At 71.8% G+C, this 24,967-nt stretch carries 21 protein-coding genes; 7 read left to right on the forward strand and 14 right to left on the reverse strand.

Annotated features, from left to right (window positions below; genetic code table 11):
- Positions 1-2: 2 nt before the first annotated feature.
- Genes ACIQOE_RS09575 through ACIQOE_RS09585 form a run of 3 tightly spaced genes read right to left on the reverse strand, consistent with a single transcriptional unit; the run spans position 3 to position 3,014 of the window.
- Positions 3-914, reverse strand: a complete 912-nt coding sequence (locus ACIQOE_RS09575; RefSeq protein ID WP_351314366.1) for an ATP-binding cassette domain-containing protein — start codon at positions 912-914, stop codon at positions 3-5.
- 4 nt (positions 915-918) lie between these two features.
- On the reverse strand, positions 919-1,989 hold the full coding sequence (locus tag ACIQOE_RS09580) for an ABC transporter permease (RefSeq protein ID WP_351314369.1): 1,071 nt from the start codon (positions 1,987-1,989) through the stop codon (positions 919-921).
- Between the two features lie 5 nt (positions 1,990-1,994).
- Complete coding sequence (locus ACIQOE_RS09585; protein ID WP_351314372.1) at positions 1,995-3,014, reverse strand: sugar ABC transporter substrate-binding protein; 1,020 nt, start codon at positions 3,012-3,014, stop codon at positions 1,995-1,997.
- A 307-nt stretch (positions 3,015-3,321) separates the two neighbouring features.
- On the opposite strand from ACIQOE_RS09585, the gene iolD reads away from it, so the two are divergent.
- The 7 genes from iolD to ACIQOE_RS09620 all read left to right on the forward strand — a co-directional run bounded on the left by iolD (position 3,322) and on the right by ACIQOE_RS09620 (position 12,909).
- Complete coding sequence (gene iolD, locus ACIQOE_RS09590) at positions 3,322-5,193, forward strand: 3D-(3,5/4)-trihydroxycyclohexane-1,2-dione acylhydrolase (decyclizing) (RefSeq protein ID WP_401410738.1); 1,872 nt, start codon at positions 3,322-3,324, stop codon at positions 5,191-5,193.
- Positions 5,194-5,294: 101 nt separating this feature from the next.
- Entirely contained in the window at positions 5,295-6,026 is a 732-nt protein-coding gene (locus ACIQOE_RS09595; RefSeq protein WP_399010265.1) for a GntR family transcriptional regulator, read from the forward strand.
- A gap of 341 nt (positions 6,027-6,367) precedes the next feature.
- Positions 6,368-7,678, forward strand: coding sequence for an extracellular solute-binding protein (locus tag ACIQOE_RS09600; protein WP_362642724.1), 1,311 nt, complete (start codon positions 6,368-6,370; stop codon positions 7,676-7,678).
- 8 nt (positions 7,679-7,686) lie between these two features.
- Positions 7,687-8,667, forward strand: coding sequence for a sugar ABC transporter permease (locus ACIQOE_RS09605; RefSeq protein WP_351314383.1), 981 nt, complete (start codon positions 7,687-7,689; stop codon positions 8,665-8,667).
- On the forward strand, positions 8,664-9,551 hold the full coding sequence (locus tag ACIQOE_RS09610) for a carbohydrate ABC transporter permease (RefSeq protein ID WP_351314385.1): 888 nt from the start codon (positions 8,664-8,666) through the stop codon (positions 9,549-9,551). Before ACIQOE_RS09605 ends, ACIQOE_RS09610 begins: the two co-directional genes overlap by 4 nt.
- Before the next feature lie 26 nt (positions 9,552-9,577).
- Positions 9,578-10,900 carry a glycoside hydrolase family 36 protein gene (locus tag ACIQOE_RS09615; protein WP_401410741.1) on the forward strand — a complete coding sequence of 441 codons (1,323 nt, stop codon included), beginning with the start codon at positions 9,578-9,580 and terminating at the stop codon, positions 10,898-10,900.
- A complete protein-coding gene (locus ACIQOE_RS09620) occupies positions 10,897-12,909 on the forward strand; it encodes a beta-galactosidase (RefSeq protein ID WP_401410743.1) in 2,013 nt (670 codons plus the stop codon). The genes ACIQOE_RS09615 and ACIQOE_RS09620 overlap by 4 nt, the downstream gene beginning before the upstream one ends.
- A gap of 284 nt (positions 12,910-13,193) precedes the next feature.
- Here the strand turns inward: ACIQOE_RS09620 and ACIQOE_RS09625 are convergent, their stop codons facing one another.
- From ACIQOE_RS09625 to ACIQOE_RS09675, 11 genes are all read right to left on the reverse strand, one after another.
- Positions 13,194-13,859 carry an NUDIX domain-containing protein gene (locus tag ACIQOE_RS09625; RefSeq protein ID WP_351942285.1) on the reverse strand — a complete coding sequence of 222 codons (666 nt, stop codon included), beginning with the start codon at positions 13,857-13,859 and terminating at the stop codon, positions 13,194-13,196.
- An 89-nt stretch (positions 13,860-13,948) separates the two neighbouring features.
- Complete coding sequence (locus ACIQOE_RS09630; RefSeq protein ID WP_401410745.1) at positions 13,949-15,766, reverse strand: ABC transporter ATP-binding protein; 1,818 nt, start codon at positions 15,764-15,766, stop codon at positions 13,949-13,951.
- 137 nt (positions 15,767-15,903) lie between these two features.
- The gene (locus ACIQOE_RS09635; protein ID WP_401410747.1) at positions 15,904-16,920 is read right to left on the reverse strand and encodes a sugar kinase; all 1,017 of its coding nucleotides are present in this window, start codon (positions 16,918-16,920) and stop codon (positions 15,904-15,906) included.
- Complete coding sequence (locus tag ACIQOE_RS09640) at positions 16,917-17,552, reverse strand: bifunctional 4-hydroxy-2-oxoglutarate aldolase/2-dehydro-3-deoxy-phosphogluconate aldolase (RefSeq protein WP_362642734.1); 636 nt, start codon at positions 17,550-17,552, stop codon at positions 16,917-16,919. Before ACIQOE_RS09640 ends, ACIQOE_RS09635 begins: the two co-directional genes overlap by 4 nt.
- A 39-nt stretch (positions 17,553-17,591) precedes the next feature.
- Positions 17,592-18,398, reverse strand: a complete 807-nt coding sequence (locus ACIQOE_RS09645) for a hypothetical protein (RefSeq protein ID WP_401410749.1) — start codon at positions 18,396-18,398, stop codon at positions 17,592-17,594.
- A complete protein-coding gene (gene dgoD, locus ACIQOE_RS09650; protein WP_351314408.1) occupies positions 18,398-19,543 on the reverse strand; it encodes a galactonate dehydratase in 1,146 nt (381 codons plus the stop codon). Before dgoD ends, ACIQOE_RS09645 begins: the two co-directional genes overlap by 1 nt.
- Positions 19,540-20,283: a FadR/GntR family transcriptional regulator gene (locus ACIQOE_RS09655; protein ID WP_365565520.1), complete on the reverse strand. Its 744-nt coding sequence runs from the start codon at positions 20,281-20,283 to the stop codon at positions 19,540-19,542. The genes dgoD and ACIQOE_RS09655 overlap by 4 nt, the downstream gene beginning before the upstream one ends.
- A gap of 40 nt (positions 20,284-20,323) precedes the next feature.
- Complete coding sequence (locus ACIQOE_RS09660) at positions 20,324-21,097, reverse strand: SDR family oxidoreductase (protein WP_351314414.1); 774 nt, start codon at positions 21,095-21,097, stop codon at positions 20,324-20,326.
- Between the two features lie 8 nt (positions 21,098-21,105).
- On the reverse strand, positions 21,106-23,184 hold the full coding sequence (locus ACIQOE_RS09665) for an alpha-galactosidase (RefSeq protein WP_401410752.1): 2,079 nt from the start codon (positions 23,182-23,184) through the stop codon (positions 21,106-21,108).
- Positions 23,181-24,029 carry a carbohydrate ABC transporter permease gene (locus ACIQOE_RS09670; protein ID WP_365568255.1) on the reverse strand — a complete coding sequence of 283 codons (849 nt, stop codon included), beginning with the start codon at positions 24,027-24,029 and terminating at the stop codon, positions 23,181-23,183. Before ACIQOE_RS09670 ends, ACIQOE_RS09665 begins: the two co-directional genes overlap by 4 nt.
- A complete protein-coding gene (locus ACIQOE_RS09675; RefSeq protein WP_351314423.1) occupies positions 24,029-24,967 on the reverse strand; it encodes a sugar ABC transporter permease in 939 nt (312 codons plus the stop codon). The genes ACIQOE_RS09670 and ACIQOE_RS09675 overlap by 1 nt, the downstream gene beginning before the upstream one ends.

Raw genomic sequence — 24,967 nt, forward strand, 5'->3', positions numbered from 1 at the left:
GCTCAGGACTTTCCTTCCGGACCGGCCGCCGAGCGGGCGGGCAGGTCCTCCTCTTCCGGGAGTTCCTCGGTGTCGACTCCGCGGACCTGGGACAGTTCGTGCTTGAGGGCGGCCAGTTCGGCGCCGCCCGCCATGTGGTTGGTCAGCTCTTCGAGGGTGATCCCGCTGCGCTCGGCGGAGAGTTCGAGGGTGCCGAGGCGCAGCACGCTGAAGTGGTCGCCGACCATGTACGCGTGGTGCGGGTTGTGGGTGATGAAGATGACGCCGAGGCCGCGTTCGCGGGCGGCGGCGATGTACTTCAGCACCACACCGGACTGCTTGACGCCGAGGGCGGCGGTGGGCTCGTCCAGGATCAGGACCCGGGCGCCGAAGTAGACCGCTCGGGCGATGGCCACGCACTGGCGCTGGCCGCCGGAGAGGGTGCCGATGGGCTGCTCCAGGTCGTCCAGGACGATGCCCATGTTGCGCAGTTCGCGGTCGGCGGTCTCCTTCATCCCGGCGATGTCCAGACGGCGGACCGGCCAGGGGCCCTTCGTCATCTCGGAGCCGAGGAAGAAGTTCCGCCACACGGGCATCAGCGGGACGGTGGCGAGGTCCTGGTAGACGGTGGCGATGCCCTTGTCGAGGGCCTCGCGCGGGCTGCTGAAGCGCACCGGCGCGCCGTCGACGAGGAAGTCGCCCTCGGTGTGCTGGTGCAGTCCCGAGATGATCTTGATGAGGGTCGACTTGCCGGCGCCGTTGTCGCCGAGGACGCAGGTGACCCGGGCGGGGAAGACCTTGAGGTCGACGCCGTGCAGGGCGCGGATGTTGCCGTAGGACTTGCCCGCGCCGCGCAGTTCGACGATCGGGGCGTCCTCGGCCGGCTCCGTGTCCGGGAGGCCGGCGCCGTGGGTTCCGGTTGCGTTGTCAGTCATCGGGTCACCTCCTGGTCGCGGTGCGCTGGACCCACAGGTTGATCAGGACGGCGCCGAGCAGCATCACGCCGAGGAACGCCTTGAACCAGTCCGGGTTCCAGCCGGCGTAGACGATGCCCTGCTGCACCATGCCGAACATGAAGGCGCCGAAGACCGGGCCGATCGCCGAGCCCGCGCCGCCGGTCAGCAGGCAGCCGCCGATGACCGCGGCGGAGATGTAGATCAGCTCCTGGCCGACGCCCTCGCCGGACTGCACGGTGTTGAAGGAGAACAGCTGGTGCATGCCGACGAACCAGGCGCCGAAGCCGACCAGCATGAACAGCGAGATCTTGGTGAAGGTCACCGGGACGCCGACCGCGCGGGCGCTCTCCTTGTTGCCGCCGACGGCGAAGATCCAGTTGCCGTACTTGGTGCGCAGCAGCACCCAGGTGGCGATGGCGGCGAAGACCAGCCACCACACGATGGTGATCTTCACTTCCACGCCGCCGATGTGGAAGGAGGACGCGAAGACGCTCCTGACCTGGTCGAAGCCGTCCATGTTGCTGATGTCGTCGGTGGCGACGTTGCCGGTGACCAGCTTGGTGACGGCGAGGTTGACGCCCTGCAGGATCAGGAAGGTGCCGAGGGTGACCAGGAAGCTGGGCAGCCCGGTCTTCACCACCATCCAGCCGTTGAAGGCGCCGATGGCGAGCGAGACGACCAGGGCGACGACGACGCCCATCCACACGTTGAGCGTCAGCTGGTAGCTGAGCATGCTCGCGGTGAGCGCCGAACTGACCACCGCGACACCGGCGGAGAGGTCGAACTCGCCGCCGATCATCAGCAGGGCCACCGGCAGCGCCATGATGCCGATGGTGGACGACTGGTACAGGATGTTCGCCATCGCGCCGGCCTCGCGCACCGGCGGTGCCGCGACCAGGAAGAACACGTACACGGCGACCGCGCCGAGGAACACGCCCACGTCCGGGCGGGCCAGCACCCGCAGCGCCAGCGGGCGTTGTGCGGTACGCCCGTCCTTCTGCCCGGGGCCGGGGGCCGGCGGTGTCGCCACCGCCGGCGGTGCCTGGTGACTCATACCGCTCACCGTGTGCCCTTCGCGGCGAACTGGGCGACCTTCTCGACGTTGGACTTGTCGACGAAGGCCGGGCCGGTCAGCACCGGCTGCTCACCGCCGCCCATGTAGTTGCCGTTGTTCTTGTAGAGCCACAGCGAGTCGACGGCCAGGTAGCCCTGCAGGTACGGCTGCTGGTCCACGGCAAACTCGATGGTCCCCTTGCTGATCGCGCCGGTCAGGTCCTTGTTGAGGTCGAAGGTCGCGATCTGCGCCTTGCTGCCCGCGTCCGACACCGACTGCACGGCGATCAGCGCGATCGGGGCGCCGAGCGTGATCACGTGGTCGATGGCGCCGTCCGTCTTGAGCTTGGCGGTGATCGTGGACTTGACCGCGGTCGGGGACGTGCCGTCGACGTACAGGGTCTCCGTCGTCCCCGAGAAGGTCTTCTTCACGCCGTCGCACCGCTGGGTCAGGCCGACGTTGCCCTGCTCCTGGATGACGCAGACGACCTTCTTGGCGCCTTCCGTGTTCAGCCGCTTGCCGAGCGCCTCGCCCGCCACCGTCTCGTCCTGGCCGAAGAACTCCAGCAGGCCGAGCTTCTTCCAGTCGCTCAGGCCGGAGTTGAGGCCGACGACCGGGATGTTCGCCGCGGTCGCCTTGCCGATGACGGCCTTGAGGGCGTCCGGCTTGGCGAGGGTGACGGCGATCCCGTCGACCTTCTGGTCGATCGCGTTCTGCACCAGGTTGGCCTGGTTGCCCGCGTTCGGGTCGGCGGAGTAGACGAGCTTGACGTTGTCCTTGTCGGCGGCCGCCTGGGCGCCCTTGCGGACGATGTCCCAGAAGGTGTCGCCGGGAGCCTGGTGGGTGACGAGGGCGACCGTCATGCGCGGGGTGCTCGCCTTGCCGGCGGCGGCGGACGCCCCGCCCTCCTCCGACTTCTTTCCGCCGGAGCTGCTGGAGCAGCCGGCGAGGGTCAGGGCGGCCGCAGCGGCCACGGCCACGAAGGGGGCCAGTCTCCGCGTGCGGATTCGGGATGAGCGGTCCATCGTGCCTGCACCTCACTGTGCGACGGGAAGGAGAGGAGATCCGCGAGGATCCTGACCCGGTCCGGACGGGGCCGGTCCGGGTCGGTGCTGTGCGTTGGGACGGGATACAAGTCCCTGCGCGGCCCGCTGTCAATACTTTGTTAAGACATCATTTCACACTCAGGTCCGAATGTAAGTACAAACCATTGACAGTTCGGCCCGCCCCGAACTACACCTGAGAGGCACCCCTGCACCCGGGAGCCCCGCGATCCCTACCCGCTCCCGCCCGGCGTACCCCTGGACACCGTCCCGCGCGAATGAGGTCCCCATGAGCCAGCCGACCACCCGCCTGACCGTCGCCCAGGCGCTGGTGCGGTTCCTGTCCGCCCAGTACACCGAGCGCGACGGCGTCAGGCACCGGCTGATCGCCGGCACCTGGGGCATCTTCGGCCACGGCAACGTGGCGGGCATCGGCCAGGCGCTGCTGGAGTACGGCGACGTCATGCCCTATCACCAGGGCCGCAACGAGCAGGCGATGGTGCACGCGGCGGTCGGCCACGCCCGGCAGCTGGACCGGCTCTCCGCGCAGGCGGTGACCACGTCCATCGGACCGGGCGCCACCAACCTGGTGACCGGGGCGGCGCTGGCCACGATCAACCGGCTGCCGGTGCTGCTGCTGCCCGGCGACTACTTCGCCAGCCACGCGCCCGACCCGCTGCTGCAACAGCTGGAGCACCCCGTCGAGTTCGACGTCTCGGTCAACGACACGCTGCGCCCGGTCTCCCGCTACTTCGACCGGATCACCCGCCCCGAGGCGCTGGTCCCGTCGGCCCTGAACGCCATGCGGGTGCTCGCCGACCCGGCCGACACCGGCGCGGTCACCCTCGCCCTTCCGCAGGACGTCCAGGCGGAGGCGTACGACTGGCCCGAGGAGTTCTTCGCCGAGCGCGTCTGGCGGGTACGGCGGCCCGCTCCCGACCCGGCGGAGCTGGCGGACGCCGTGCGCGCCGTACGGGCCGCCGAGCGGCCGTTGATCGTCGCGGGCGGCGGAGTCCACCACAGCCGCGCCGAGGACGCCCTGAGGGCCCTCGTGGAGGCCACCGGCATCCCCGTGGCCTCGACCCAGGCGGGCAAGGGCGCGCTCCGCCACGACCACCCGGCCGACCTGGGCGGCATCGGGCACACCGGGACCGCCGTCGCCGACGGCCTGGCGCGCACCGCCGACCTGGTGATCGGCGTCGGAACCCGGTACACGGACTTCACCACGGCCTCCGGCACGCTCTTCCAGAACCCGGACGTCCGCTTCCTCAACCTGAACATCACCGGTTTCGACGCCCACAAGCTGGCCGCCCGCACCCTCGTGTGCGACGCGCTGGCGGGGCTGGACGCCCTCACGAAGGCCCTCGCCGGACACCGGGTGGCCGCGGCCTACGAGGCCGAGTACCGGGACGGCAAGGAGCGCTGGGAGCGGGTCGTCGAGGCCGCCTACCGCGCGGACGACGAGGACGCGGTGCCGACCCAGACCCAGGTGCTCGGTGCCCTGGACGCGGTGGTGGGCGACGACGACGTGGTCATCAACGCGGCCGGCTCGCTCCCCGGCGACCTGCACAAGCTCTGGCGGGCCCGGTCGCCGCGCCAGTACCACCTGGAGTACGGCTACTCCTGCATGGGCTACGAGATCCCGGCCGGCATCGGCGTCCAGCAGGCCGCCCCGGACACCGTGGTCTGGTCGCTGGTCGGCGACGGCACCTACCTGATGAACCCGACCGAGATCGTCACCGCCGTCCAGGAGGGCCTGCCCGTCAACCTGGTGCTGATCCAGAACCACGGGTACGCCTCCATCGGCGGGCTCTCCGAGTCGGTGGGCGGCGAGCGGTTCGGCACCGACTACCGCTTCCGTTCGGCCGACGGCACCTTCGGCGGTGCCCCGCTGCCGGTCGACCTCGCGGCGAACGCGGCCAGCCTCGGCATGGAGGTGCTGCGCGCCAAGACCGTGCGCGAGCTGCGCGCGGCGCTCGCCGCGGCCCGCGCGAGCTCCCGGCCGACCTGCGTGTACGTCGAGACGGACCCGGCGTCCACCGCGCCGGGCGCCGAGGCCTGGTGGGACGTGCCGGTGGCCGCGACCGCCACCCGCGAGCCCGCCGTGCGGGCCCGCGAGGACTACGACCGGCAGGTCGCCGGCCGCCGCCGGCACCTGTGATCCCCACGAACCCGGAAGGAGGCGTCCCGGTGGCCCGAACCGCTGATTCCGCCCGAACCGCCGGTTCCGGCCGGACCTCGACCGGCGCGGCGCTCGGCTCCCTGGACTTCGCGCTGGACCGCGGCAGCCCGGTCCCGCTCTACTACCAGCTCGCCCGGCAGCTGGAGGAGGCCATAGAGCACGGGGTGCTGGCCCCCGGCAACCTGCTGGGCAACGAGATCGACCTGTCGGTGCGGCTCGGCCTGTCCCGGCCCACGGTCCGCCAGGCCATCCAGTCGCTCGTCGACAAGGGCCTCCTCGTCCGCCGCCGGGGCGTGGGCACGCAGGTGGTGCACAGCCAGGTCAAGCGGCCGCTGGAACTGAGCAGCCTCTACGACGACCTGGAGTCGGCCGGCCAGGGCCCGAGCACGCGGGTGCTGCGCAACGAGCGGATCCCGGCGACCGGCGAGGTGGCCGCCGCGCTCGGCGTCGCGGAGGGCGCGGAGGTGGTCGTGCTGGAGCGGCTGCGCTGCACGCACGGCCAGCCGGTGGCCTTCCTCTGCAACTACCTCCCCGCCGGTCTGCTCGAACTCGGCACGGAGCGGCTGGAGTCGACCGGTCTGTACCGGATGATGCGGACGGCCGGGATCACCCTGCACAGCGCCCGGCAGACCGTGGGCGCGCGCAGCGCCACCGCCGAGGAGGCCGGCCGCCTCGACGAGAAGGAGGGCGCCGCGCTGCTCACCATGCGGCGCACGGCCTACGACGACACCGGACGTCCGGTGGAGTACGGCAGCCATGTCTACCGGGCGTCCCGGTACGCCTTCGACTTCCAGCTGCTGGTGCGTTCCTAGACATCGGCGCGACGCCACGGGGAACGGCGGCCGGCGGTGCGGCCACCGCGGGCTTAACCGCTGGTCCCGCCGTGCGAAACCAACATGCCCGCACACGAGTCCCCACGGAGTTCGCCCGCCGGGGGCCCGGCCGTACCGCTCCGTTCAACAAAGCGGCAGGCAACCATGTCGATTACGTTTCGGGCAAGAGACGGGCGAGAGGGACGCAGGCTATTGACGCATGAGCGGACAAGCGGCTGTTATGGCGCCCACGATGTTCGGCCGAGTTGGTTTCTGATCGGTTTCGGGACCTTTCGAAGATCAACTCTCCCCTTGCCGAACCCTGTTACTCAGGAGCCGCCATGCGCATCTCCCCGTCCGGTCTTCACCTGCCGGGTCCGAGCCGCCGAAACGTCCTGCGTGGGGCCGGTTCGGCCGCCCTGCTCGCGGGCGGCATACCGCTGCTCTCCGCCTGCGGCGGCAGCGGGTCCTCCTCCGACCCGAAGACCGTCACCCTGGGCTCCAACGGCTCGGACGCCGTGCCGAAGAAGGCCTACGCGGAGATGTACGCGACCTTCAAGAAGCAGTCGGGCATCACCGTCGACGTCAACACGAAGGACCACAACACCTTCCAGGAGCAGATCAACTCCTACCTGCAGGGGACGCCGGACGACGTCTTCAACTGGTTCGCCGGGTACCGGATGCAGTTCTTCGCGAAGAAGGGTCTCGCGACCCCGATCGACGAGGTCTGGGACAAGATCGGCGACGGCTTCCCCGACGCGATGAAGAAGCTCAGCAAGGGCGAGGACGGCAAGTACTACTTCGTGCCGCTGGACACCTACCCCTGGGCGATCTTCTACCGCAAGAGCCTCTTCCAGGAGAAGGGCTACAAGGTCCCCACCACCTGGGACGACTTCGTGGCCCTGTGCAAGCAGATGAAGAAGGACGGCCTGGTCCCGATCGCGTTCGGCGACAAGGACGCCTGGCCGGCCATGGGCACCTTCGACCAGCTCAACTTCCGCATCAACGGCTACGACTTCCACGTCGACCTGATGGGCGGCAAGGCCGAGTGGACCGACCCGAAGGTCAAGGCCGTCTTCGACCACTGGGCCGAGATCCTCCCCTACCACCAGGACGGCTTCATGGGCCGCACCTGGCAGGACGCCGCGCAGAGCCTGGTCTCCAAGAAGGCCGGCATGTACCTCCTCGGCTCCTTCGTGGCCCAGCAGTTCACCAACAAGGCCGACCTGGACGACCTCGACTTCTTCGCCTTCCCGGAGATCAACTCCGCGTACGGCCAGGACACCGTCGAGGCGCCCACCGACGGCTACATGGTCAGCAAGGCCCCGAAGAACAAGTCCGGCGCCTTCAAGCTCATGGAGTACCTGGGCACCCCGGACGCCGAGCAGATCTACCTGAAGGCCGACTCCAGCGTGGTGGCCGCCTCCTCCAAGGCGGACACTTCGTCGTACTCCGCCCTGCAGAAGAAGGCGTACGACATGATCAGCAACGCCAAGAGCCTCACCCAGTTCATGGACCGCGACTCCCGACCGGACTTCACCTCGACGGTGATGCAGCCCGGCCTGCAGAAGTTCCTGCAGAACCCGAAGGGCGTCGACAGCCTGCTCTCGTCGATCGAGCGCCAGAAGAAGACCATTTTCGCGTCCGAGTGAGCGGCTGAATGACCACTGACATCACCACGAAGTCCCAGGAGGCGGCCGCCGTGCCGCCTCCTGGGCGCGCGTCCGAGAAGAAGCGGGTCCGGCAGGGGCACAAGCGCCTGCTGACCCGCCGCGACCGCATCACGCTGGCCTTCATGGCCGGCGTGCCGACGGTGCTCCACGTCCTCCTGGTCTGGGTGACCGCCCTCGCCTCGATCCTGCTGGCCTTCACCACCTGGGACGGCATCGGCTTCGACTCCATCAAGTGGGTCGGGTTCGACAACTTCCACCAGCTCTTCAGCGACAACCCGCAGTTCTGGCCCGCGGTCCAGCACAACGTCATCTGGTTCGTCGTACTGATCCTGATACCCACGCCGTTCGGCCTGTTCCTGGCCGTGCAGCTGGACAAGCGGATCCGGTTCACCCGGATCTACCAGACGGCGTTCTTCCTGCCGGTCGTCATCTCCATGGCGTGCATCGGCTTCGTCTGGCAGCTGATCTACAACCCGGACACCGGCCTGATCAACAGCATCATCGGCGCCAACAAGCCGGGCCACTACATCGACTGGATCGGCGACCCGAAGCTGAACCTGTGGGCGGTCCTGATCGCCGCGTCCTGGCGGCACGCCGGCTATATGATGATCCTCTACCTGGCCGGCCTGAAGAGCGTCGACCCGTCGCTGCGCGAGGCCTCCGCCCTCGACGGCGCCAACGAGTGGCAGACCTTCAAGAACGTCATCTTCCCGACCCTGCGGCCCACCAACACGGTCGTCCTGGTCGTCACCATCATCGAGGCGCTGCGCGCCTTCGACCTGGTCTTCGTCTTCAACAAGGGCGCCCAGGGCACCGAGTTGCTCTCCATCCTGGTGACCAACAACATCATCGGCGAGTCCAGCCGCATCGGGTACGGCTCGGCGATCGCGGTGGTCCTGCTGGTCATCTCCCTGATCGTGATCATCCCGTACCTGATCGCGACCTTCCGGAAGGAGCGGCGCGCATGAGCACCGTGAGCGCGCTGGGCAAACAGCGCACCCCGATCCGTCCGGCCCGCGTCCTGCTGCACGTCTTCCTCGCCGTCACCGCGCTCGCGTGGCTCGCCCCGCTGCTGTGGGCGGTCTTCTCGGCGCTGCGCCCGTACAGCGAGACCAGCGACCGCGGGTACGTGTCCTGGCCGCACACGCTGAACTTCGACAACTTCACGAACGCGTTCACGCAGTCGGACATGACCCACTACTTCATGAACACGCTGATCATCGCGGTCCCGGCCGTGCTGCTCACGCTGTTCCTGTCGTCGATGGTCGCCTTCTACGTCAGCCGCTTCGACTTCCGGCTCAACCTGGCGCTGCTGCTGGTGTTCACGGCGGGCAACCTGCTCCCCCAGCAGGTCATCATCACCCCGCTGTACCGGATGTACCTGCTGACGAACCTGCCGGGCATCACGCAGAGCGGCAAGCTGTACGACTCGGCGCTCGGCCTGGTCCTCATCCACGTGGCCTTCCAGTCCGGGTTCTGCGCGTTCGTGCTCAGCAACTACATGCGCTCGCTGCCGCACGAACTGACCGAGGCCGCGCTGGTGGACGGCGCGTCGGTGTGGCGCCTGTACTGGCAGATCACGCTGCCGCTGTGCCGGCCGGCGATGGCGGCCCTGGCGACCCTGTTGTCGATCTGGATCTACAACGACTTCTTCTGGGCGCTGGTGCTGATTTCGACCGGTGAGAACATGCCGATCACCTCGGCGCTGAACAACCTGTCGGGCCAGTACTTCACCGACCCGAACCTGGTCGCCGCCGGCTCCCTGCTCACCGCGATCCCGACGCTCGTCGTGTACTTCGCGCTGCAGAAGCAGTTCGTCAGCGGCCTGACCCTGGGCTCCGCCAAGGGCTGAGACGGCCCCCTCCGAAAGAGAACCCCGTGCACAACCCGTTCACCCCGGTCGCCTCCGTGCCCGTGGACACCTGGTCCGCGCGTGTCCACGAGGAGGGCTGGCAGTCCTGGTCGCCGAGCGGCTCCTACCGGCTCGGCGTCGCCCCGTACCGCCCGGCGAACGCCAACTGGGCGACCGTGTGCTACCGGCCCGGCAGGACCGTGCCCGCCGGGACCTACCAGGGCGAGGGCCTGCTGGCGCTCGACCCGGGTGACGGCTCGCCGGCCCGGCTGTGGGCGGCGGTGAACCCGCCGCACGAGGTGCCGTCGGTCCGGCTGACCATGGCGCGCGGGGTCGCCGAGGTCGAGGCCGACGGCCCGGTCAAGGAGTGGACCGGCCCGGACATCCAGTCCGTGCTGGGCGAGTGGGCGGACTCCCTGGCCCTGCCGGCGCCCCGGCCCGCGCCCACCGTCTGGTGCTCCTGGTACGAGTACTTCACGACCGTCACCGAGGACGACATCCACGAGAACCTGCGGGCGATGGACACCCTCGACCTGCCCGTCGACGTGGTGCAGATCGACGACGGCTACCAGAGCGCCCTGGGCGACTGGCTGAACCTCTCCGGCCGCTTCCGCTCGCGGCGGGGCATCGCGGACGCCATCCGCGGCCGCGGCCGCCGGGCGGGCATCTGGACGGCGCCCTTCCTGGTCGACCCGGCGAGCGCGCTCGCCGAGACCTACCCGGACCTGCTGGTCCGCGACCCCGACGGCGGCCCGCTGCACGCGGGCCGCAACTGGGGTCACGACCTGTACGTCCTGGACACCACCCACCCGGCCGCCGCGGCCTACCTCACCGAGGTCTTCGCCACGCTGCGCGCCGAGGGCTACGACTACTTCAAGACCGACTTCCTCTACGCGGGCGCGATGGACGGCGTACGGCACTCGGGCGCCGACCCGCTCACCGCGTACCGGCAGGGCATCGCCCTGATCCGGGAGGCCATCGGCGCCGACGCCTACCTGCTGGGCTGCGGCGCGCCGATGCTGCCGTCCGTCGGCCTGTTCGACGCGATGCGGGTCAGCCCCGACACCGCCCCGCGCCGCCGCCCCGAGGCCGACGACTACAGCCAGCCGGGCCAGGACCCGGCCGAGTTCACCGGGACCGGCCGCCAGTGGCAGCACGGCCGGCTCTGGGTCAACGACCCCGACTGCCTGATGGCCCGCCCCGCCGTGGAGACGCGCGACCGCTGGGCGGCGCACGTGGAGGCCGTCGGCGGCCTGGTCGCCTCCAGCGACCGGCTGCTCTCCCTCGACCCGTGGGGCGTGGACATCACCCGCCGCCTTCTGACCGGAGCCAACGGAGCCACCCGATGAACGACCGCACCCTCTCCGTCCCCGGCATCGTCTACGGCGGCGACTACAACCCCGAGCAGTGGCCCGAGGAGGTGTGGGCCGAGGACGTCCGTCTGATGCGCGAGGCGGGCGTGAACATGGTGAGCGTCGGCATCTTCTCGTGGGCGCTGCTGGAGCCGTCCGAGGGCGTCCTCGACTTCTCGCGGACGGACCGGATCCTCGGCCTGCTCCACGAGAACGGCATCGCCGTCGACCTCGCCACGCCGACGGCCGCCCCGCCCGCCTGGTTCTTCCGCGCCCACCCACAGGCGCTCCCGGTGGACCGCGACGGCCGCACGCTGTCGTACGGCAGCCGCCAGACGTTCTGCCCGAGCAGCCCCGCCTACCGGGCGGCCTCGCTCAAGATCACGGCCGCCCTCGCCGAACGGTACGCGAGCCACCCGGCCGTGACGATGTGGCACGTCCACAACGAGTACGGCTGCCACAACGCGGCCTGCTACTGCGACACCAGCGCCGAGTCCTTCCGCCGCTGGCTGCGGGCCCGCTACGGCGACGACCTGGCCGCCCTCAACCACGCCTGGGGCACCGCGTTCTGGAGCCAGTGGTACTACGCCTGGGACGAGATCCTGCCGCCCCGCGCCACCGGTGCCGTACCGAACCCGACGCACCAGCTGGACTGGCGGCGGTTCTGCTCGGACGAACTGCTGTCGCTGTACACGGCGGAACGGGACGTGCTCCGGGAGGCGGCCCCGGCGATCCCGGCCACCACCAACTTCATGGTGATGCACAACTTCGACGCCCTCGACTACTGGCGGTGGGCCCCGGAGCTGGACGTGGTGGCCAACGACCACTACCTGATGTCCGCCGACCCAGAGTCGCAGATCGACGTCGCCCTCAGCGGTGACGTGATGCGGTCGCTGGCGGGCGGCCCGTGGCTGCTGATGGAGCACTCGACGGGCGCCGTGAACTGGCAGCCCGTCAACCGCGCCAAGACTCCCGGTGAGTTGCGCCGCAACGCGCTCGCCCACGTGGCGCACGGCGCGGACGGCATCTGCTACTTCCAGTGGCGGGCGGCGAAGGCCGGTGCCGAGCAGTGGCACTCCGCGATGCTGCCGCACGCCGGGACCGACAGCCGGATCTGGCAGGACGTGGTCCGGCTGGGCGCGGACCTGCGGGCGCTGGCGGAGGTCCGCGGCAGCGGCGGCAACGCCGAGGTGGCCGTGGTCTGGGACTGGGACGCCCGCTGGGCGCTGGAGTTCCCGTCCCAGCCGAGCGGCGAGCTGCGCTTCCAGGAGCTGGTCCGTGCCTGGTACGAGCCGCTGTGGCGGGCCGGGGTGGCCGTGGACTTCGTCCGGCCGGACGCGGACCTGTCGGCGTACAAGGCGGTCCTGGTCCCGAGCCTGTACCTGGTGGACGACGCGGGCGCGGCCAACCTCACCGCCTTCGCGGAGGCCGGCGGCACCCTGGCCGTCGGCTTCCACAGCGGCATGGTCGACGAGAACAGCCATGTGCGGCTGGGCGGTTACCCGGGGGCGTTCCGCGAGGTGCTGGGCGTCCGCACGGACGAGCTGTTCCCGCTGCTGCCGGGTGAGCGGGTGGCGTTGGGCGGGGGCGGCACGGGCTCGCTGTGGTCGGAGCGGGTGCGGCCGGCGGGCGCCGAGGTGGTCACGTCCTACGCCGACGGGCCGCTGGCCGGTGTGCCCGCGGTGACGCGGCACGCCTATGGCGCGGGCAGCGCCTGGTACCTGGCGACGCTGCCGGACGCGGAGACCCTCGCGGGGCTGCTCGGACGGATCCGCGAGGAGGCGGGGGTGGCCGCGGGCCGTGCGGCGCCTCAGGGCGTGGAGGTCGTCGTGCGGCGCGGTGCGGACGCGGACTTCGTGTTCGTGATCGACCATGCGGGTGCGGGGGCGGAGGTTTCGGTGGCCGCGGGGTCGGTGGAGCTGCTGTCCGGGAAGCCGGTCGACGGGGTGGTTGTGGTGGCTCCGGGCGAGATCGCCGTGGTTCGGGAACGGCGGGCGTCCGCCTAGCCACGAGTCGGCGATGTGCTGTGGCGACTGCCGGCCTGTCGTGGCTGATCGCGCAGTTCCCCGCGCCCCTGAAGGGGCGCGACAGCCCGCGCGTCTTCGCAGGGAGGCGACGGCCACTTGCCCCTGAAGGGGCGCGACAGCCCGCGCGTCTTCGCAGGGAGGCGACGGCCACTTGCCCCTGAAGGGGCGCGACAGCCCGCGCGTCTTCGCGGGGAGGCGACGGCCACTTGCCCCTGAAGGGGCGAGGTAGCCCCCGCGTCCTTGCAGGGACGCGGGGGCTGGTCTCACTTGGCCGCGAACGGGCCGTCCAGGGCCGCCCATTGGAGGAGCATGATGGTCTTCGCGTCGGCGATCTCGCCGGTGCGGATCATCTCCAGGGCGCGGCGGAAGGGGAGTTCGAGGATCTCGATGTCCTCGCCCTCCTCGTCCAGGCCGCCGCCCTCGTGCGTGCGGGTCGCCGGCGTGTAGGCGGCCGCGTAGAAGGAGATCCGCTCGGTCACCGAACCGGGGCTCATGTAGACGTCGAAGACGTGCTCGACGTCCCCGACGGTGTGGCCGGTCTCCTCGACGACCTCCCGGCGGACCGCGTGCTCCGGGTGCTCGTCCTCGGCGTCCAGCAGACCCGCCGGGGTCTCGATCAGCATGCCGTCGGGGTGGCCGTTGACGTACACCGGGAAGCGGAACTGGCGGGTGAGCAGGACGGTCTCGTGCTCGGTGTCGTAGAGGAGGAGGGTGGCGCCGTTGCCGCGGTCGTGGGTCTCGCGTTCCTCGGTGTGCCAGGTGCCGTCGGCGTGCCGGTAGTCGAAGGTGGTGGCCCGCTCGACGTACCAGTGGCTGGAGAGCAGCTTCACCTCCCGGACCCGCACGCGCGGGTTGCCGGTCAGGTCGAGACCCGTGCGGTCGAGTCCGGTGCGGCCCCGGCGGTCGGGGGTGTCGGCCCCGGCGGTCATCGCGGGCCTGCCGGGCGGGCGGAAGCGTTCGGATCGTTCATGATCCCCTGTCTACCACCCGCCCGCGGAACCGTTGCCCCGGGCCGGTCCTAGTGCACCTCGGCCCGTGCCGGGTCCTCGTCGAGGAAGCCGCCCGACTGGTGCTGCCACAGCTTGGCGTAGGCGCCCTCTGCGGTGAGCAGTTCGTGGTGCGTGCCCTGCTCGACGATCCGGCCCCGGTCCAGGACCACCAGCCGGTCCATGGAGGCGACCGTGCTCAGGCGGTGCGCCACCACCAGTGCCGTACGGCCCTCCATGAGCCGCCACAGCGCCTCCTGGACGAGGATCTCGCTCTCGGAGTCCAGCGCGCTGGTCGCCTCGTCCAGGAGCAGGATCGGGGCGTCCCGCAGGATGGCACGGGCGAGGGCGACCCGCTGGCGCTGGCCGCCGGAGAGCTTGACGCCGCGCTCCCCGACCATCGTGTCGAAGCCGTCCGGCAGCGCGTCGGCGAACTCCGTGACGTGGGCCGCCTCGGCGGCCAGCCGGATCTCGGCCTCGCCCGCGCCCGGCCGGGCGAAGGCGATGTTGTCCCGCAGGGTCCGGTGGAACATCGCCGGGTCCTGCGGCACGTAGGCGATCTGGCTGCGCAGGTCGGCCTGGCGCAGCCGGCTGATGTCCTGGCCGCCGATGGTGATCCGCCCGCCGTCGATGTCGGTCATCCGCAGCAGCAGCCGGGTGAGCGTGGTCTTGCCGCCGCCCGACCGGCCGACGAACCCGAACTTCGAGCCGCTGGGCACGTCCAGCTCAAGCCCCTCGAACAGCGGTTTGGCGCCCGCGTGGGTGAAGGAGACCTGCTCGAAGCGGACGTCGGCGGCGCGCGGCGCGAGCGGTTCCGGGGTCACCGGGTCCAGGACGGTCGGCGGGTCCAGGAGCAGTTCGGTGAACTGGGCGGCCTCCGTCATGGAGCTCTCCATGCGCCGGTAGATCTGGTTGAACTCGAACATGATCCGGGTCGCGTTGGTGTAGTAGGTGAAGGCGACCACGACCCCCTCCACGCTCTGCCCGCCGCCCGCGAGGCCCACCGCGAGCAGCAGGCCCAGCGCGTTCGTCGCGACGGACATCGGCGCGACGAAGGTGTCGATGCGCAGGTTGCCGTAGTCCCAGGAACGCAGCGTGCGCCGCCTGGACTCGGCCACCCGCGACCGGTGTTCGGCGGCCTCCCGCCGCTCGGCGGAGAACGCCCGGACCGTGTCCATGTTCATTAGGCTGTCGGCGACATGGCCGGACACCCGCGCGATGGCCTCCTCCCGCTGGGCGACCAGCCGCTGCCGCCGCCGGATCAGCGGCACCACGCACACCGCGGTGACCGCGATCATCGCCAGCAGCCCGACCACCAGGAGCGGTTCGTAGCGCCACAGCACCACCGACCCGAACAGCAGGGGCACGAAGCTGCCGACGATGTTGAAGGTGAGCGTGTCGGCGAACTCCTCGAAGCGGGTGGCGAAGCTCAGCACCCGCTTGGTCAGCGATCCCGCGAAGTTGTCGTGGAAGAACGCGGAGTCCTTGGCGAACAGTTCGTCCATACCGGTGACGTACAACTGCTCGATGCCGAGTGCGTCCAGGCGGTTCAGGCAGTGCAGCCCGATCCGCCAGAGGGTCTCCGCCAGCAGCAGCGTGCCGCCGAAGCCGAGCACGTACGGCAGGGCCGCGGCCACGCTCAGGCCGTGGCCGCCGGCGATCCGGCCGACCAGCTTGGCGACGGCCAGCGGCGCCACGTAGTTGATTCCGATGTTGCCGAGTGCCGGCAGCAGCATTCCGGGCAGCGTGAACCACTTGAGCCGCGCCAGTTCCCGTCCGTAGTAACGCAGTGCGAGCAGGACGGCACCTTGTCGCGGTCCGCTCGCCGGTAAATCGACCGAGGATGTCATGTTCAACCCTGTGTAGTCGTCGTACGGCATGCCGAGTCGGCCGGCGCATGGTCTGCGTCGGCCTGGAATCGGCAGGTCAGGAAAGGGAAGTGTGCCGTGGCGACGGTCACCGAGTCCACGTGTTTTCCGGACGGCGGCTACTGTCCGAACACGCGGTCGACAGCGGGGCGGTCCGGGTCCTCGTACCGCTCCCAGTCCGCGTCCGCGAGGCCGAGGAGCCGTTCGGTGCGCGCCGGGTCGGGCAGCGGACCGTGATCGCCCGTCACCTTGAGGGCGGAGACGGCGGTGATGTGACCGAGCCGCAGGGCGCGGACGGTCGAGCCGCCGCGGAGCAGTCCGGCCAGGAAGCCCGCCGCGAACGCGTCGCCCGCGCCGACCGGTTCCACCACCGTCGTGCGCAGCGCCGGCACCGTGCACGCGCCGTCCGCGGTGACGGCGGTGGCGGCCCGCGCGCCGTCCTTGACGACGAGGATCCGCGGACCGGGCAGCAGGTCCCGCACGCCGGCGACGGTCAGGTCGGCGCCCCACAACTGCTGTGCCTCGTCCAGGCCCACGAGGACGATGTCGGCGCGGTCGGCGAGGGCGCGCAGGACACCGGGCGCGGTGCCGTCCGGCCACAGGGCGGCACGGTGGTTGACGTCGAAGCTGATGGCGTACGGCCGTTCGCCGGCCGGCGTGGCGAGGGCACCGGTCACCAGGTCCCGGCAGGACGGCGAGAGGGCCGGGGTGATGCCGGTGAGGTGCAGGAGGGCGGCGGAGCGCAGCGGTTCGCCGTCCAGCAGGCCGGGATGCAGGGCCGAGGCCGCCGAGCCCGCGCGGTAGTAGTGGACGCGGGTTCCTGCGGGGCCGGGGTCCTTGACCAGGAGGCCGGTGGGCCGTCGCGGGTCGACGAGGACGTGGCCGACGTCGACCCCGGCGGCGGCGACGGCCGCGCGGACCCGGTGCCCGAACGGATCGTCGCCGACGGCCGAGAGCCAGACGGCGGGGATGCCGTGGTCGGCGAGGTACATGGCCACGTTGGACTCCGCGCCCGCCGTGGACAGCCGCAGCGCGTCGGCCCCGGCGAGCGGCCGGGGCGGGTCGGGGGCCAGCGCCGCCATGGTCTCGCCGACGCAGACGACCCGTCCCGGGGCCGGCCTCCAGGGTGCCGTCATGCCGGTCCGTCCTCCGCCACGGCGGCCAGGAACGCCCGTGCCCTCTCGCGCAGCGCCGCGAGGTCGCCGCCGTCGGCCGCGTCGCCGACCAGCGGCGAGCCGACGCCCACGGCGGTGGCGCCGGCGGCCAGGTAGGCGCGGGCGGCGACGACGTCGACACCTCCGACCGGGACCAGTACCGCGTCCGGGAACGGGCCGCGCAGCGCCTTCAGATAGGCCGCTCCCCCGGCCTCGGCGGCCGGGAACAGCTTCAGCGCGGCCGCGCCCCGGGCCTGGGCCGCGATGACGTCCGTGGGCGTGAGCACACCGGCCAGGACCGGCATGCCGAGGTCCAGCGCGGTGTCGACGCCGGCGCCCAGGCCGGGGGTGACCGCGAAGCCGGCGCCCGCCCGGTGCGCGGCCCGCGCGTCGGCGGCGGTCAGCACGGTCCCGGCACCCAGCGGCCGGCCGGGTCCCAGTTCCGCGGCGGCCCGGGCCAGGACGGTCAGCGCGTCCGTGCCGCTGAGGGACACCTCGATCAGTTCGACGCCCTCCTCGGCGAGGGCCAGCACGGTGCGCAGGGCGGCGTCCGGATCGCAGCCGCGCACGATGGCGAGCAGTCGGCGGGAGGTGAGGGCGGCACGCAGATCCACGGCCAGGCTCCTTGGGGGTTCGGGATGGCGAGGGGGCGCTCAGGGGCAGGGGCAGGCGGCGGTCACGGTGAGCCGCCAGCGGACCTCGCCGGTGGCGCCGACGCGGGCCGCGTCGTCCGGGCCCGCGTCGGCGAGGTCGAAGACCCGGCCGAGCATGGGCTCCACGCCCGTACTGCGGTAGGGCCGGTCCGCCGGGAAGCCGCCGAGGTTGCGCCACAGGGCGACGGAGACCGGCTGTCCGTCGGCCTCGACGGTGAAGGCGAGCCGGTCCGCGCCGTCGTGCACGCAGCACCGTTCGGCCGCCACCACGGCCCCGGCCGCCGTGCCGTCGTCCGGCCCGAACCGGTCCATGCGCAGTCCGAGCGGCGCCGGCCAGGTGCCCTCCAGCCAGCGGGCTCCGTCCGGCCAGGGCCGGTCCAGCAGGCCGGCCGCCTCCGGGAACAGCCGGGCGGGCGCCGCCTCCCGGAGGGTGACGACGGCCTCCTCGGAGAGGTCCAGCAGGGCGTGTGCGGCCCACAGGAAGCGGAAGCCGGGCTCGGCCGTCAGCACGTAGTCGGCGCGGACGCCGTCGGCCGTGGCGCTCAGCTCGCGGGCCAGCGTGAAGCGTTCGCAGCGGACGCGCTCGGTGTTCCCGTCCCGGGTCCAGGCCCGCGGCCAGGCGTCCCCGTGGTCGGGTGTGCCGCGCACGGTGGGGACGCACTCCTCGAGACCGCCCGCGTCCACGAACGCGTCGCCCGGCGCCGCCGAGTCGCGGCCGGTGTCCTCGCGCCGCCACAGCCATTCACGGCCGCCGTGCCGCAGCGAGGTCCAGCGGCCGCCGTGTACGGGGTCGGTCAGGACCTCCATCACCACTCCGCGAACGAGCCGTCGGAGTGCCGCCACACCGGGTTGCGCCACTGGTGGCCGGACCGGTCGGCGGCGCGCACGGCCGCCTCGTCGACGGTGATGCCGAGCCCGGGGGCGTCCCCGCGCCGCGCGTGCCCGTCGGCGAACCGGAAGGGTTCGGTGTCGACGAGGTAGGAGAGGAGGTCGGCCGCCTTGTTGTAGTGGATGCCGCGGCTCTGCTCCTGGATCAGGAAGTTCGGCGTGGCGAAGGCGACTTGCAGGCTGGCCGCCAGCGCGATCGGCCCGAGCGGGCAGTGCGGGGCGAGCTGGGCGCCGTAGGTCTCCGCGAGCGAGGCGATCCGGTGCACCTCGGAGATGCCGCCCGCGTGGGACAGGTCCGGCTGGGCGACCGCGATGCCTGCTGCGAGGACGGGCAGGAACTCGGCCCGCGAGTACAGGCGTTCGCCGGTGGCCAGCGGCACCGGGCTGGCGGCGACCAGGCCGGGCAGCAGGTGGCCCTGTTCGGGGACGACGGGTTCCTCGACGAACAGCGGGTGCAGGGGCGCGAGTTCGGCGAGGACGCGGCGGGCGCTGGCGGCGGTGAAGCGGCCGTGGAAGTCGACGGCGACGTCCCGGTCGGGGCCGAGCACGTCGCGGGCGGCCGCCACCCGGGCCACCACGGCCGCGGTCTCCGACGCCGTGGTGATGGGCGAGGTGGCCCCGGCGGCGTTCATCTTCACCGCGGTGAAGCCGGCCTCCACCTGGGCGGTGACCTGCTCGGTGAGTTCGGCGGGTTCGTCGCCGCCGACCCAGGCGTAGACCCGGACCCGGTCGCGGACCGGGCCGCCGAGCAGGGCGTGCACGGGCGCGCCGTACGTCTTGCCCGCGATGTCCCAGAGCGCCTGGTCGAGTCCGGCGACGGCGCTGGACAGGACGGGGCCGCCGCGGTAGAAGCCGCCCTTGGTGAGCACCTGCCAGTGGTCCTGGACGCGCAACGGGTCCTGTCCCACCAGGTATTCGGCGAGGACCTCGATGGCGGCGCGCACCACCTCGGCGCGGCCCTCGACGACGGGCTCGCCCCAGCCCACCACGCCCTCGTCGGTCTCGACGCGGCAGAACAGCCAGCGGGGCGGGACGAGGAAGGTCTCTATTCGTTCGATCTTCACTGGCCGCCGGTGCCTTTCGGGTCGTCGTCGGTGCCGTCGAGCCGGGCCAGGTCGCGGCCCGCCTGGTCGAGCAGGGCACGCATGGCGCGCTCGGCCGCCGCGGGGTCGCCGTCGCGGACGGCGTCCAGGACGGCGCGGTGGGCGGGGACGGGAGGCTCGCTGTGCGGGGAACTGTGCACGAGGCGGTCGCGGTGGGCGAGCCCGGACTCGATGACCATCTCCATGCGTTCGAGCAGTTCGTTGTGGGTGGCGGCGAGCAGGGCGCGGTGGAAGGCGAGGTCGGCGTCGACCGCGTGTCCCGGGTCGGTGTCGTCGTGCCGTCCCATGGCGTCCAGGGCCGCTTCCAGGGCCGTGAGGTCGTCCTCGGTGCGGCGGGTGGCGGCGAGCCGTACGGCGGCCGGTTCGATGATGGCCCGGACCTCGGCGAGGTTGTGCAGCAGCGACCGGTCGGCGCCCTCGGCGCCGGCGCCCTCGAACCGCCAGCGCAGCACGTCGGCGTCGAGCAGGTTCCAGTCGGCGCGGGCGCGCACGAAGGTGCCGCGTTTCTGGCGGGCGTCGACCATGCCCTTGGCGGCGAGCACCTTGAGGGACTCGCGCAGGGCGGTGAGGCTGACGTCGAGTTCGCTCTGCAGCGCCACCAGGTCGAGGGTGGCCCCTTCCGGGATCTCGCCGCCCAGGATGCGGCGCGCCAGGGCCTCCACGGTCTGGCCGTGCACACCGCGGCGGGCGTAGGGCGTCATGTCGTACAGCCTTTCTGTTCACGGCGTGGCGCGGCGGCGCTCACTCGGAGTCCTTCACGATGCTCCAGCCGCCGTCCACGACGAGCCGGGCTCCGGTGATGAAGGAGGCCTCGTCGGCGCTGAGGAACGCGATGGCGGCGGCCACCTCCTCGGGCGTGCCGAACCGGCGGGCGGCGGTCTGCGCGACGCTGCGCTCCCGTTCCTCGGGCGGCACCCGGTCCCAGGCGCCGGTCAGGACCGGTCCGGGCAGCACCGCGTTGACGCGTACCTCGGGCCCGTACTCGACGGCGAGCTGTCCGCACAGCGACAGCAGCGCGCCCTTGGCCGCCGCGTAGGCGGGGTGCCCGGGGATGCCGGCGTGGGCGTGCACCGACGAGGTGAGCACCACGGCCCCGCGTCCGGCCCGCAGGTCGGGCAGGACGGCCTTGAAGCCGAGGAAGCTCGCGGTGAGGTTGACGGCGAGCTGCCGCTGCCAGGACTCGGCCGGCATCTCGTGGGCCGGGCGGACGTCGACGGTGTAGGCGTTGCTGACGAGCACGTCGACCGGGCCGAAGGCGTGGGCGGCGGTGACGATCCGGTCCCAGGCGTCCTCGGCGGCGACGTCGGCGTGCACGTAACAGGCCCGGCCGCCGTCCTTGGTGATCCCGTCCACCACGGCCTGCCCGCGTTCGTCGGCGATGTCGACGAGGACGACGGCGGCCTCCTCACGGGCGAGGCGTTCGGCGGTGGCGGCTCCGATGCCGGAGGCGGCACCGGTCACCACGGCGGTACGGCCGGTGAAGCGGGCACCGTACCGTCGTACGGACTGGTCCATCGGGCTCCTTAGAGGGTGAGCTTGCTGGAAACATATGCGTCCTGCCGGCGGGTCAGCACCACCAGGTCCGCATCGTGGTCGGCGCTCCAGGCGAACGGCAGGCCGTGGTGGAGCAGATGGGCTCCGCCGTATTCCGCTCCGCTCGCCGTGTCCCGGTAGCGGGCGGCCGGGTCCAGGCCGCGCAGCCGGAGGCGGTCGGGGCGGCCGGTCAGCAGCGGGGCGCCGTCGAGGCGGCCGGTGGAGAGCGCGGCGACGACGGTGCGGTCACCGTGGTCGTACTGCACTCCGCAGCTGGTGTCGTCGGGGGTGCCGAGCAGCCGGGCCTCGCCGAGGTGGACGACGTCCCGGACCTCCTTGTAGCGGGCGATCCACCGGGCGGCCTCGGCCCGCTGTGCGGGTGTCCAGGCGCGCAGGTCGGCGCCGATGCCGAGGACCCCGCACAGGGCGTTGACGAAGCGGAAGGCGAGGCTGCGCGGCCGCGGGTCGAGGATGCCGGGGGCGTCGGTGACCCAGGAGCTCATCACGTGCGGGGCGTGCGCGTGCAGGAAGCCGTGCTGGATGCGCAGCCGGTCCATGGGGGCGGTGTTGTCGCTGGGCCAGACGACGTCGGTGCGGGCGATGGTGGCGTGCTCGATCCGGCCGCCGCCGCCCGCGCAGCCCTCGACGGTGACGTCCGGGTGGGCGGTGCGCAGGTGGTCGAGGACGCGCAGGTATCCGGCGACGTGCTCGGCGTCCAGGTCGGCGGGGCCGGCGCCGGGGCGGCCGCGTTCGGTGGGCGGGCGGTTCATGTCCCACTTGAGGTAGCCGATGTCGTAGGTGCCGAGCAGCCGGTCCAGGGTGGCGAGGACGAACTCCTGGACGTCGGCGCGGCCGAGGTCCAGGAGCAGCTGGTTGCGGACCAGGCGGGACGGGCGGCCCTCGACGCGGTACACCCACTCCGGGTGTTCGGCGTGGAGCCGGCTGCCGGGGCTGACCGCCTCCGGTTCGACCCACAGCCCGAAGTCCAGGCCGAGGGCGCGGACGTCCGCCACGAACCGGTCGAAGCCGTCGGGGAACGCGGCCGGGTCCGGGTACCAGTCGCCCAGTCCGCCGGTGTCGTCGGCGCGGCCGGTGAACCAGCCGTCGTCGACGACGAACAGCTCGGCGCCGATGTCGGCCGCGGTCCTGGCCAGTTCCAGCTGCCCGGCCGCGTCGACGTCGAAGCCGGTGGCCTCCCAGGAGTTGTAGAGCACCTTGCGCGTGCGGTGCAGCCGGTCGCCGGTGAGCCGGCGTTCGTAGCGGTGCCAGACCCGGGACAGGCCGTCGAGTCCGTCCGCGCTGAACGCGCAGGCGAGACGGGGCGTGGCGAGCGTCTCTCCGGCGGCCAGCAGCACGGCGCCCTCGTGCGGGACGCGGCCGGCGCGGATCCGTACGGCGCCGCCGGGTTCGGCCTCCGCCGTGATGTGCCAGTTGCCCGACCACTCCAGTGCGATGCCGTACGCGGCGTCGCCGCTGCGCACCGCGAGCCAGGGTGCGTACGCGTGTCCCGGCGTGCCCTGGAGGCTGCCGATGCCGAACGTGCCGCGTTCCAGGTCGAGATGGGTGAGCTGGAACTCCTGCGACCACTGCCCGCACAGGTAGGTGAGCCGGGCCGGGCCGGTGACGGCGATGTTGACGGCGGCCGAGTCGAGGCGTTCCAGGCGCAGTTCGCGGTCGGCGGTGAACTCGGTCCAGCGCAGGATCACGTCGGTGCCCGGCACGGTCTCGTAGCACAGGACCGTGCGCAGCCCGGTCCTCTCGTCGGTGAAGGCGAGCCGCAGCGTGCCCTCCGTGTGCTCCGCGCCGTCGAACTCCCACCACACGCCGCGCTCGTCGCCCGCGATCAGCTCGGAGCCGGTGAACGGCCGCAGTCCGTACGGGAGGTACTCGGCCGGGGCGGCGTCGGCGGGCGTGATGAAGTGGGTGCGGTGGGACCAGTCGAGGGCGGAGGGGCCGTCCTCGACGCCGAGCGGGCCCCAGGCGTCGAGTTCGGCCCAGGGGCCGTCCGGGGAGAGGCGGACGGTGTAGGAGGTGTGCTCCGTGCGCAGGGTCCAGCGGGTGTACGTCACTTGACCGCTCCGAGGTTGAGGCCGGCCACGAAGTGGCGCTGGAAGCGGAGGAACACGGCGACCGTGGGCGCGGCGGCGATGACCGAACCGGCGGCGATCACGTTCCACATGGACACGTACTGCCCCTGGAGTCCGATGAGGGCCGCGGTGATCGGCATCTTGGAGTCGCTGCGCAGGACGGTGATGGCCCAGAGCAGGTCGTTGAAGATCCAGGTGAAGGACAGGGCGCTGAGCGCGGCCAGGGCGGGGCGGGTGAGCGGGAGGATGATCCGCCAGAAGATCTGCCACGGTCCGGCGCCGTCCACGACGGCGGCCTGCTGGATCTCCGCCGGGATGGACCGCATGAAGCCGTGCAGGACGAAGACGTAGAAGCCGACGCCGAAGCCGATCTGCACGCCGATGAGCGCGGGCAGCGTGTCGTAGACGCCCATCAGCTCGCTCAGTTTGGACACCGGGATGAGCAGGATCTGCGGGGGAAGCAGGTTGCCGCCGAGCATCAGGAGCAGCAGGGAGCGCCGGAAGGGCAGGTCGTAGCGGCTGAGGGCGAACGCGGCCATCGCGGCGAGGGCGAGCGTGGCCAGGACGCTGGGAACCGTCACCAGCAGGCTGTTGATCAGTGCGCGCTGCTGGCCGCCGTCGGTCCAGGCCTGGCCGAAGTTGCCGAGGGTGAAGGAGTGCGGCCAACTGCCCAGCCCGTGCGCGGCGATGTCGTCGAAGCTGCGCAGGCTGGTGACCACGACCAGGACGATGGGCAGCAGCCACAGCAGGGCCAGCGCGCCGGCGCCCAGGTGGAATCCGGCGGTCGCGGCCCGCCTGCGGCGCAGTGCCGTCGAGTCGGCGGACATCAGTCGGCCTCCCGGAACGCGCGGACCAGATAGGAGGCGATGACCCCGAAGGCGAGGACGAAGATGACGACGGCCAGGGCGGAGCCGTAGCCCAGGCGCAGCGACTGGAAGGCGGTCGAGTACATGTAGGTGCTCAGCAGTTCGGAGGAGTGGTAGGGGCCGCCGCGGGTGAGCGACCAGACGACGTCGAAGGAGCGCAGCGAGTCGATGACGATGACGGACAGCACGACCGCGTTGACGCTGCGCAGCTGGGGCAGGGTCACGTGCCGGAAGCGCTGGAACGCGCTCGCGCCGTCGACCTTGGCGGCCTCGTAGAGCGCCGGGTCGATGCCCTTGAGGCCGGCCAGGTACAGCACCATGACGTAGCCGATCTGCCGCCACAGCGCGGGCACGATCACGGCGTACAGGGCGGTGTCCTGGTCGGCGAGCCAGGCGTGCCTCAGGCTGCCGAGGCCCACGCCCTGCAACACCTGGTTGAGGACGCCGTCGGGCTGGTAGATCGCCTGCCAGACCAGGGCGGTGGCGACCAGGGAGAAGACCACGGGCAGGAACAGCGCGGCCCGGTAGAAGCCGATCCCGCGCCGCTCCTGCTGGAGGAAGAGCGCGGCGGCCAGGCCCAGTACGGCGGACAGGCCGCCGAACAGGACCAGCCACAGCACGGTGTGGCCGGCCGCGCTGCGGAAGACGTCGTCGTGGGCCATCTCGCGGAAGTTGTCCAGGCCGACGAACTGCGGCGGGGAGACGCCGTCCCACTTGGTGAGGGCGAGGTAGAAGCCCTGCGCGGCGGGCCAGAAGACCCACACGGCCTCGGCCAGGAGCGGGACCAGGACGAACGCGAGGACCAGGGGCGGGGTGCGCCGGGGCCCCCGGCCCGCCCGCCGCGTTCGGGCGGGCGGGCGGGCCGGGGACTTCTGGCCGGGCGCGGTCAGCACGGCCAT

This window comes from Streptomyces sp. NPDC091282 (genome assembly GCF_044757385.1).
GTDB classification, from domain to species: domain Bacteria; phylum Actinomycetota; class Actinomycetes; order Streptomycetales; family Streptomycetaceae; genus Streptomyces; species Streptomyces gramineus.

Coding starts and splice junctions, on each gene's coding strand:
- ACIQOE_RS09575 (WP_351314366.1), bottom strand. CDS start 914: ATGACTGACAACGCAACCGGAACCCACGGCGCCGGCCTCCCGGACACG.
- ACIQOE_RS09580 (WP_351314369.1), bottom strand. CDS start 1,989: ATGAGTCACCAGGCACCGCCGGCGGTGGCGACACCGCCGGCCCCCGGC.
- ACIQOE_RS09585 (WP_351314372.1), bottom strand. CDS start 3,014: ATGGACCGCTCATCCCGAATCCGCACGCGGAGACTGGCCCCCTTCGTG.
- iolD (WP_401410738.1), top strand. CDS start 3,322: ATGAGCCAGCCGACCACCCGCCTGACCGTCGCCCAGGCGCTGGTGCGG.
- ACIQOE_RS09600 (WP_362642724.1), top strand. CDS start 6,368: ATGCGCATCTCCCCGTCCGGTCTTCACCTGCCGGGTCCGAGCCGCCGA.
- ACIQOE_RS09605 (WP_351314383.1), top strand. CDS start 7,687: ATGACCACTGACATCACCACGAAGTCCCAGGAGGCGGCCGCCGTGCCG.
- ACIQOE_RS09610 (WP_351314385.1), top strand. CDS start 8,664: ATGAGCACCGTGAGCGCGCTGGGCAAACAGCGCACCCCGATCCGTCCG.
- ACIQOE_RS09620 (WP_401410743.1), top strand. CDS start 10,897: ATGAACGACCGCACCCTCTCCGTCCCCGGCATCGTCTACGGCGGCGAC.
- ACIQOE_RS09625 (WP_351942285.1), bottom strand. CDS start 13,859: ATGACCGCCGGGGCCGACACCCCCGACCGCCGGGGCCGCACCGGACTC.
- ACIQOE_RS09630 (WP_401410745.1), bottom strand. CDS start 15,766: ATGACATCCTCGGTCGATTTACCGGCGAGCGGACCGCGACAAGGTGCC.
- ACIQOE_RS09635 (WP_401410747.1), bottom strand. CDS start 16,920: ATGACGGCACCCTGGAGGCCGGCCCCGGGACGGGTCGTCTGCGTCGGC.
- ACIQOE_RS09645 (WP_401410749.1), bottom strand. CDS start 18,398: ATGGAGGTCCTGACCGACCCCGTACACGGCGGCCGCTGGACCTCGCTG.
- ACIQOE_RS09655 (WP_365565520.1), bottom strand. CDS start 20,283: ATGACGCCCTACGCCCGCCGCGGTGTGCACGGCCAGACCGTGGAGGCC.
- ACIQOE_RS09660 (WP_351314414.1), bottom strand. CDS start 21,097: ATGGACCAGTCCGTACGACGGTACGGTGCCCGCTTCACCGGCCGTACC.
- ACIQOE_RS09670 (WP_365568255.1), bottom strand. CDS start 24,029: ATGTCCGCCGACTCGACGGCACTGCGCCGCAGGCGGGCCGCGACCGCC.
- ACIQOE_RS09675 (WP_351314423.1), bottom strand. CDS start 24,967: ATGGCCGTGCTGACCGCGCCCGGCCAGAAGTCCCCGGCCCGCCCGCCC.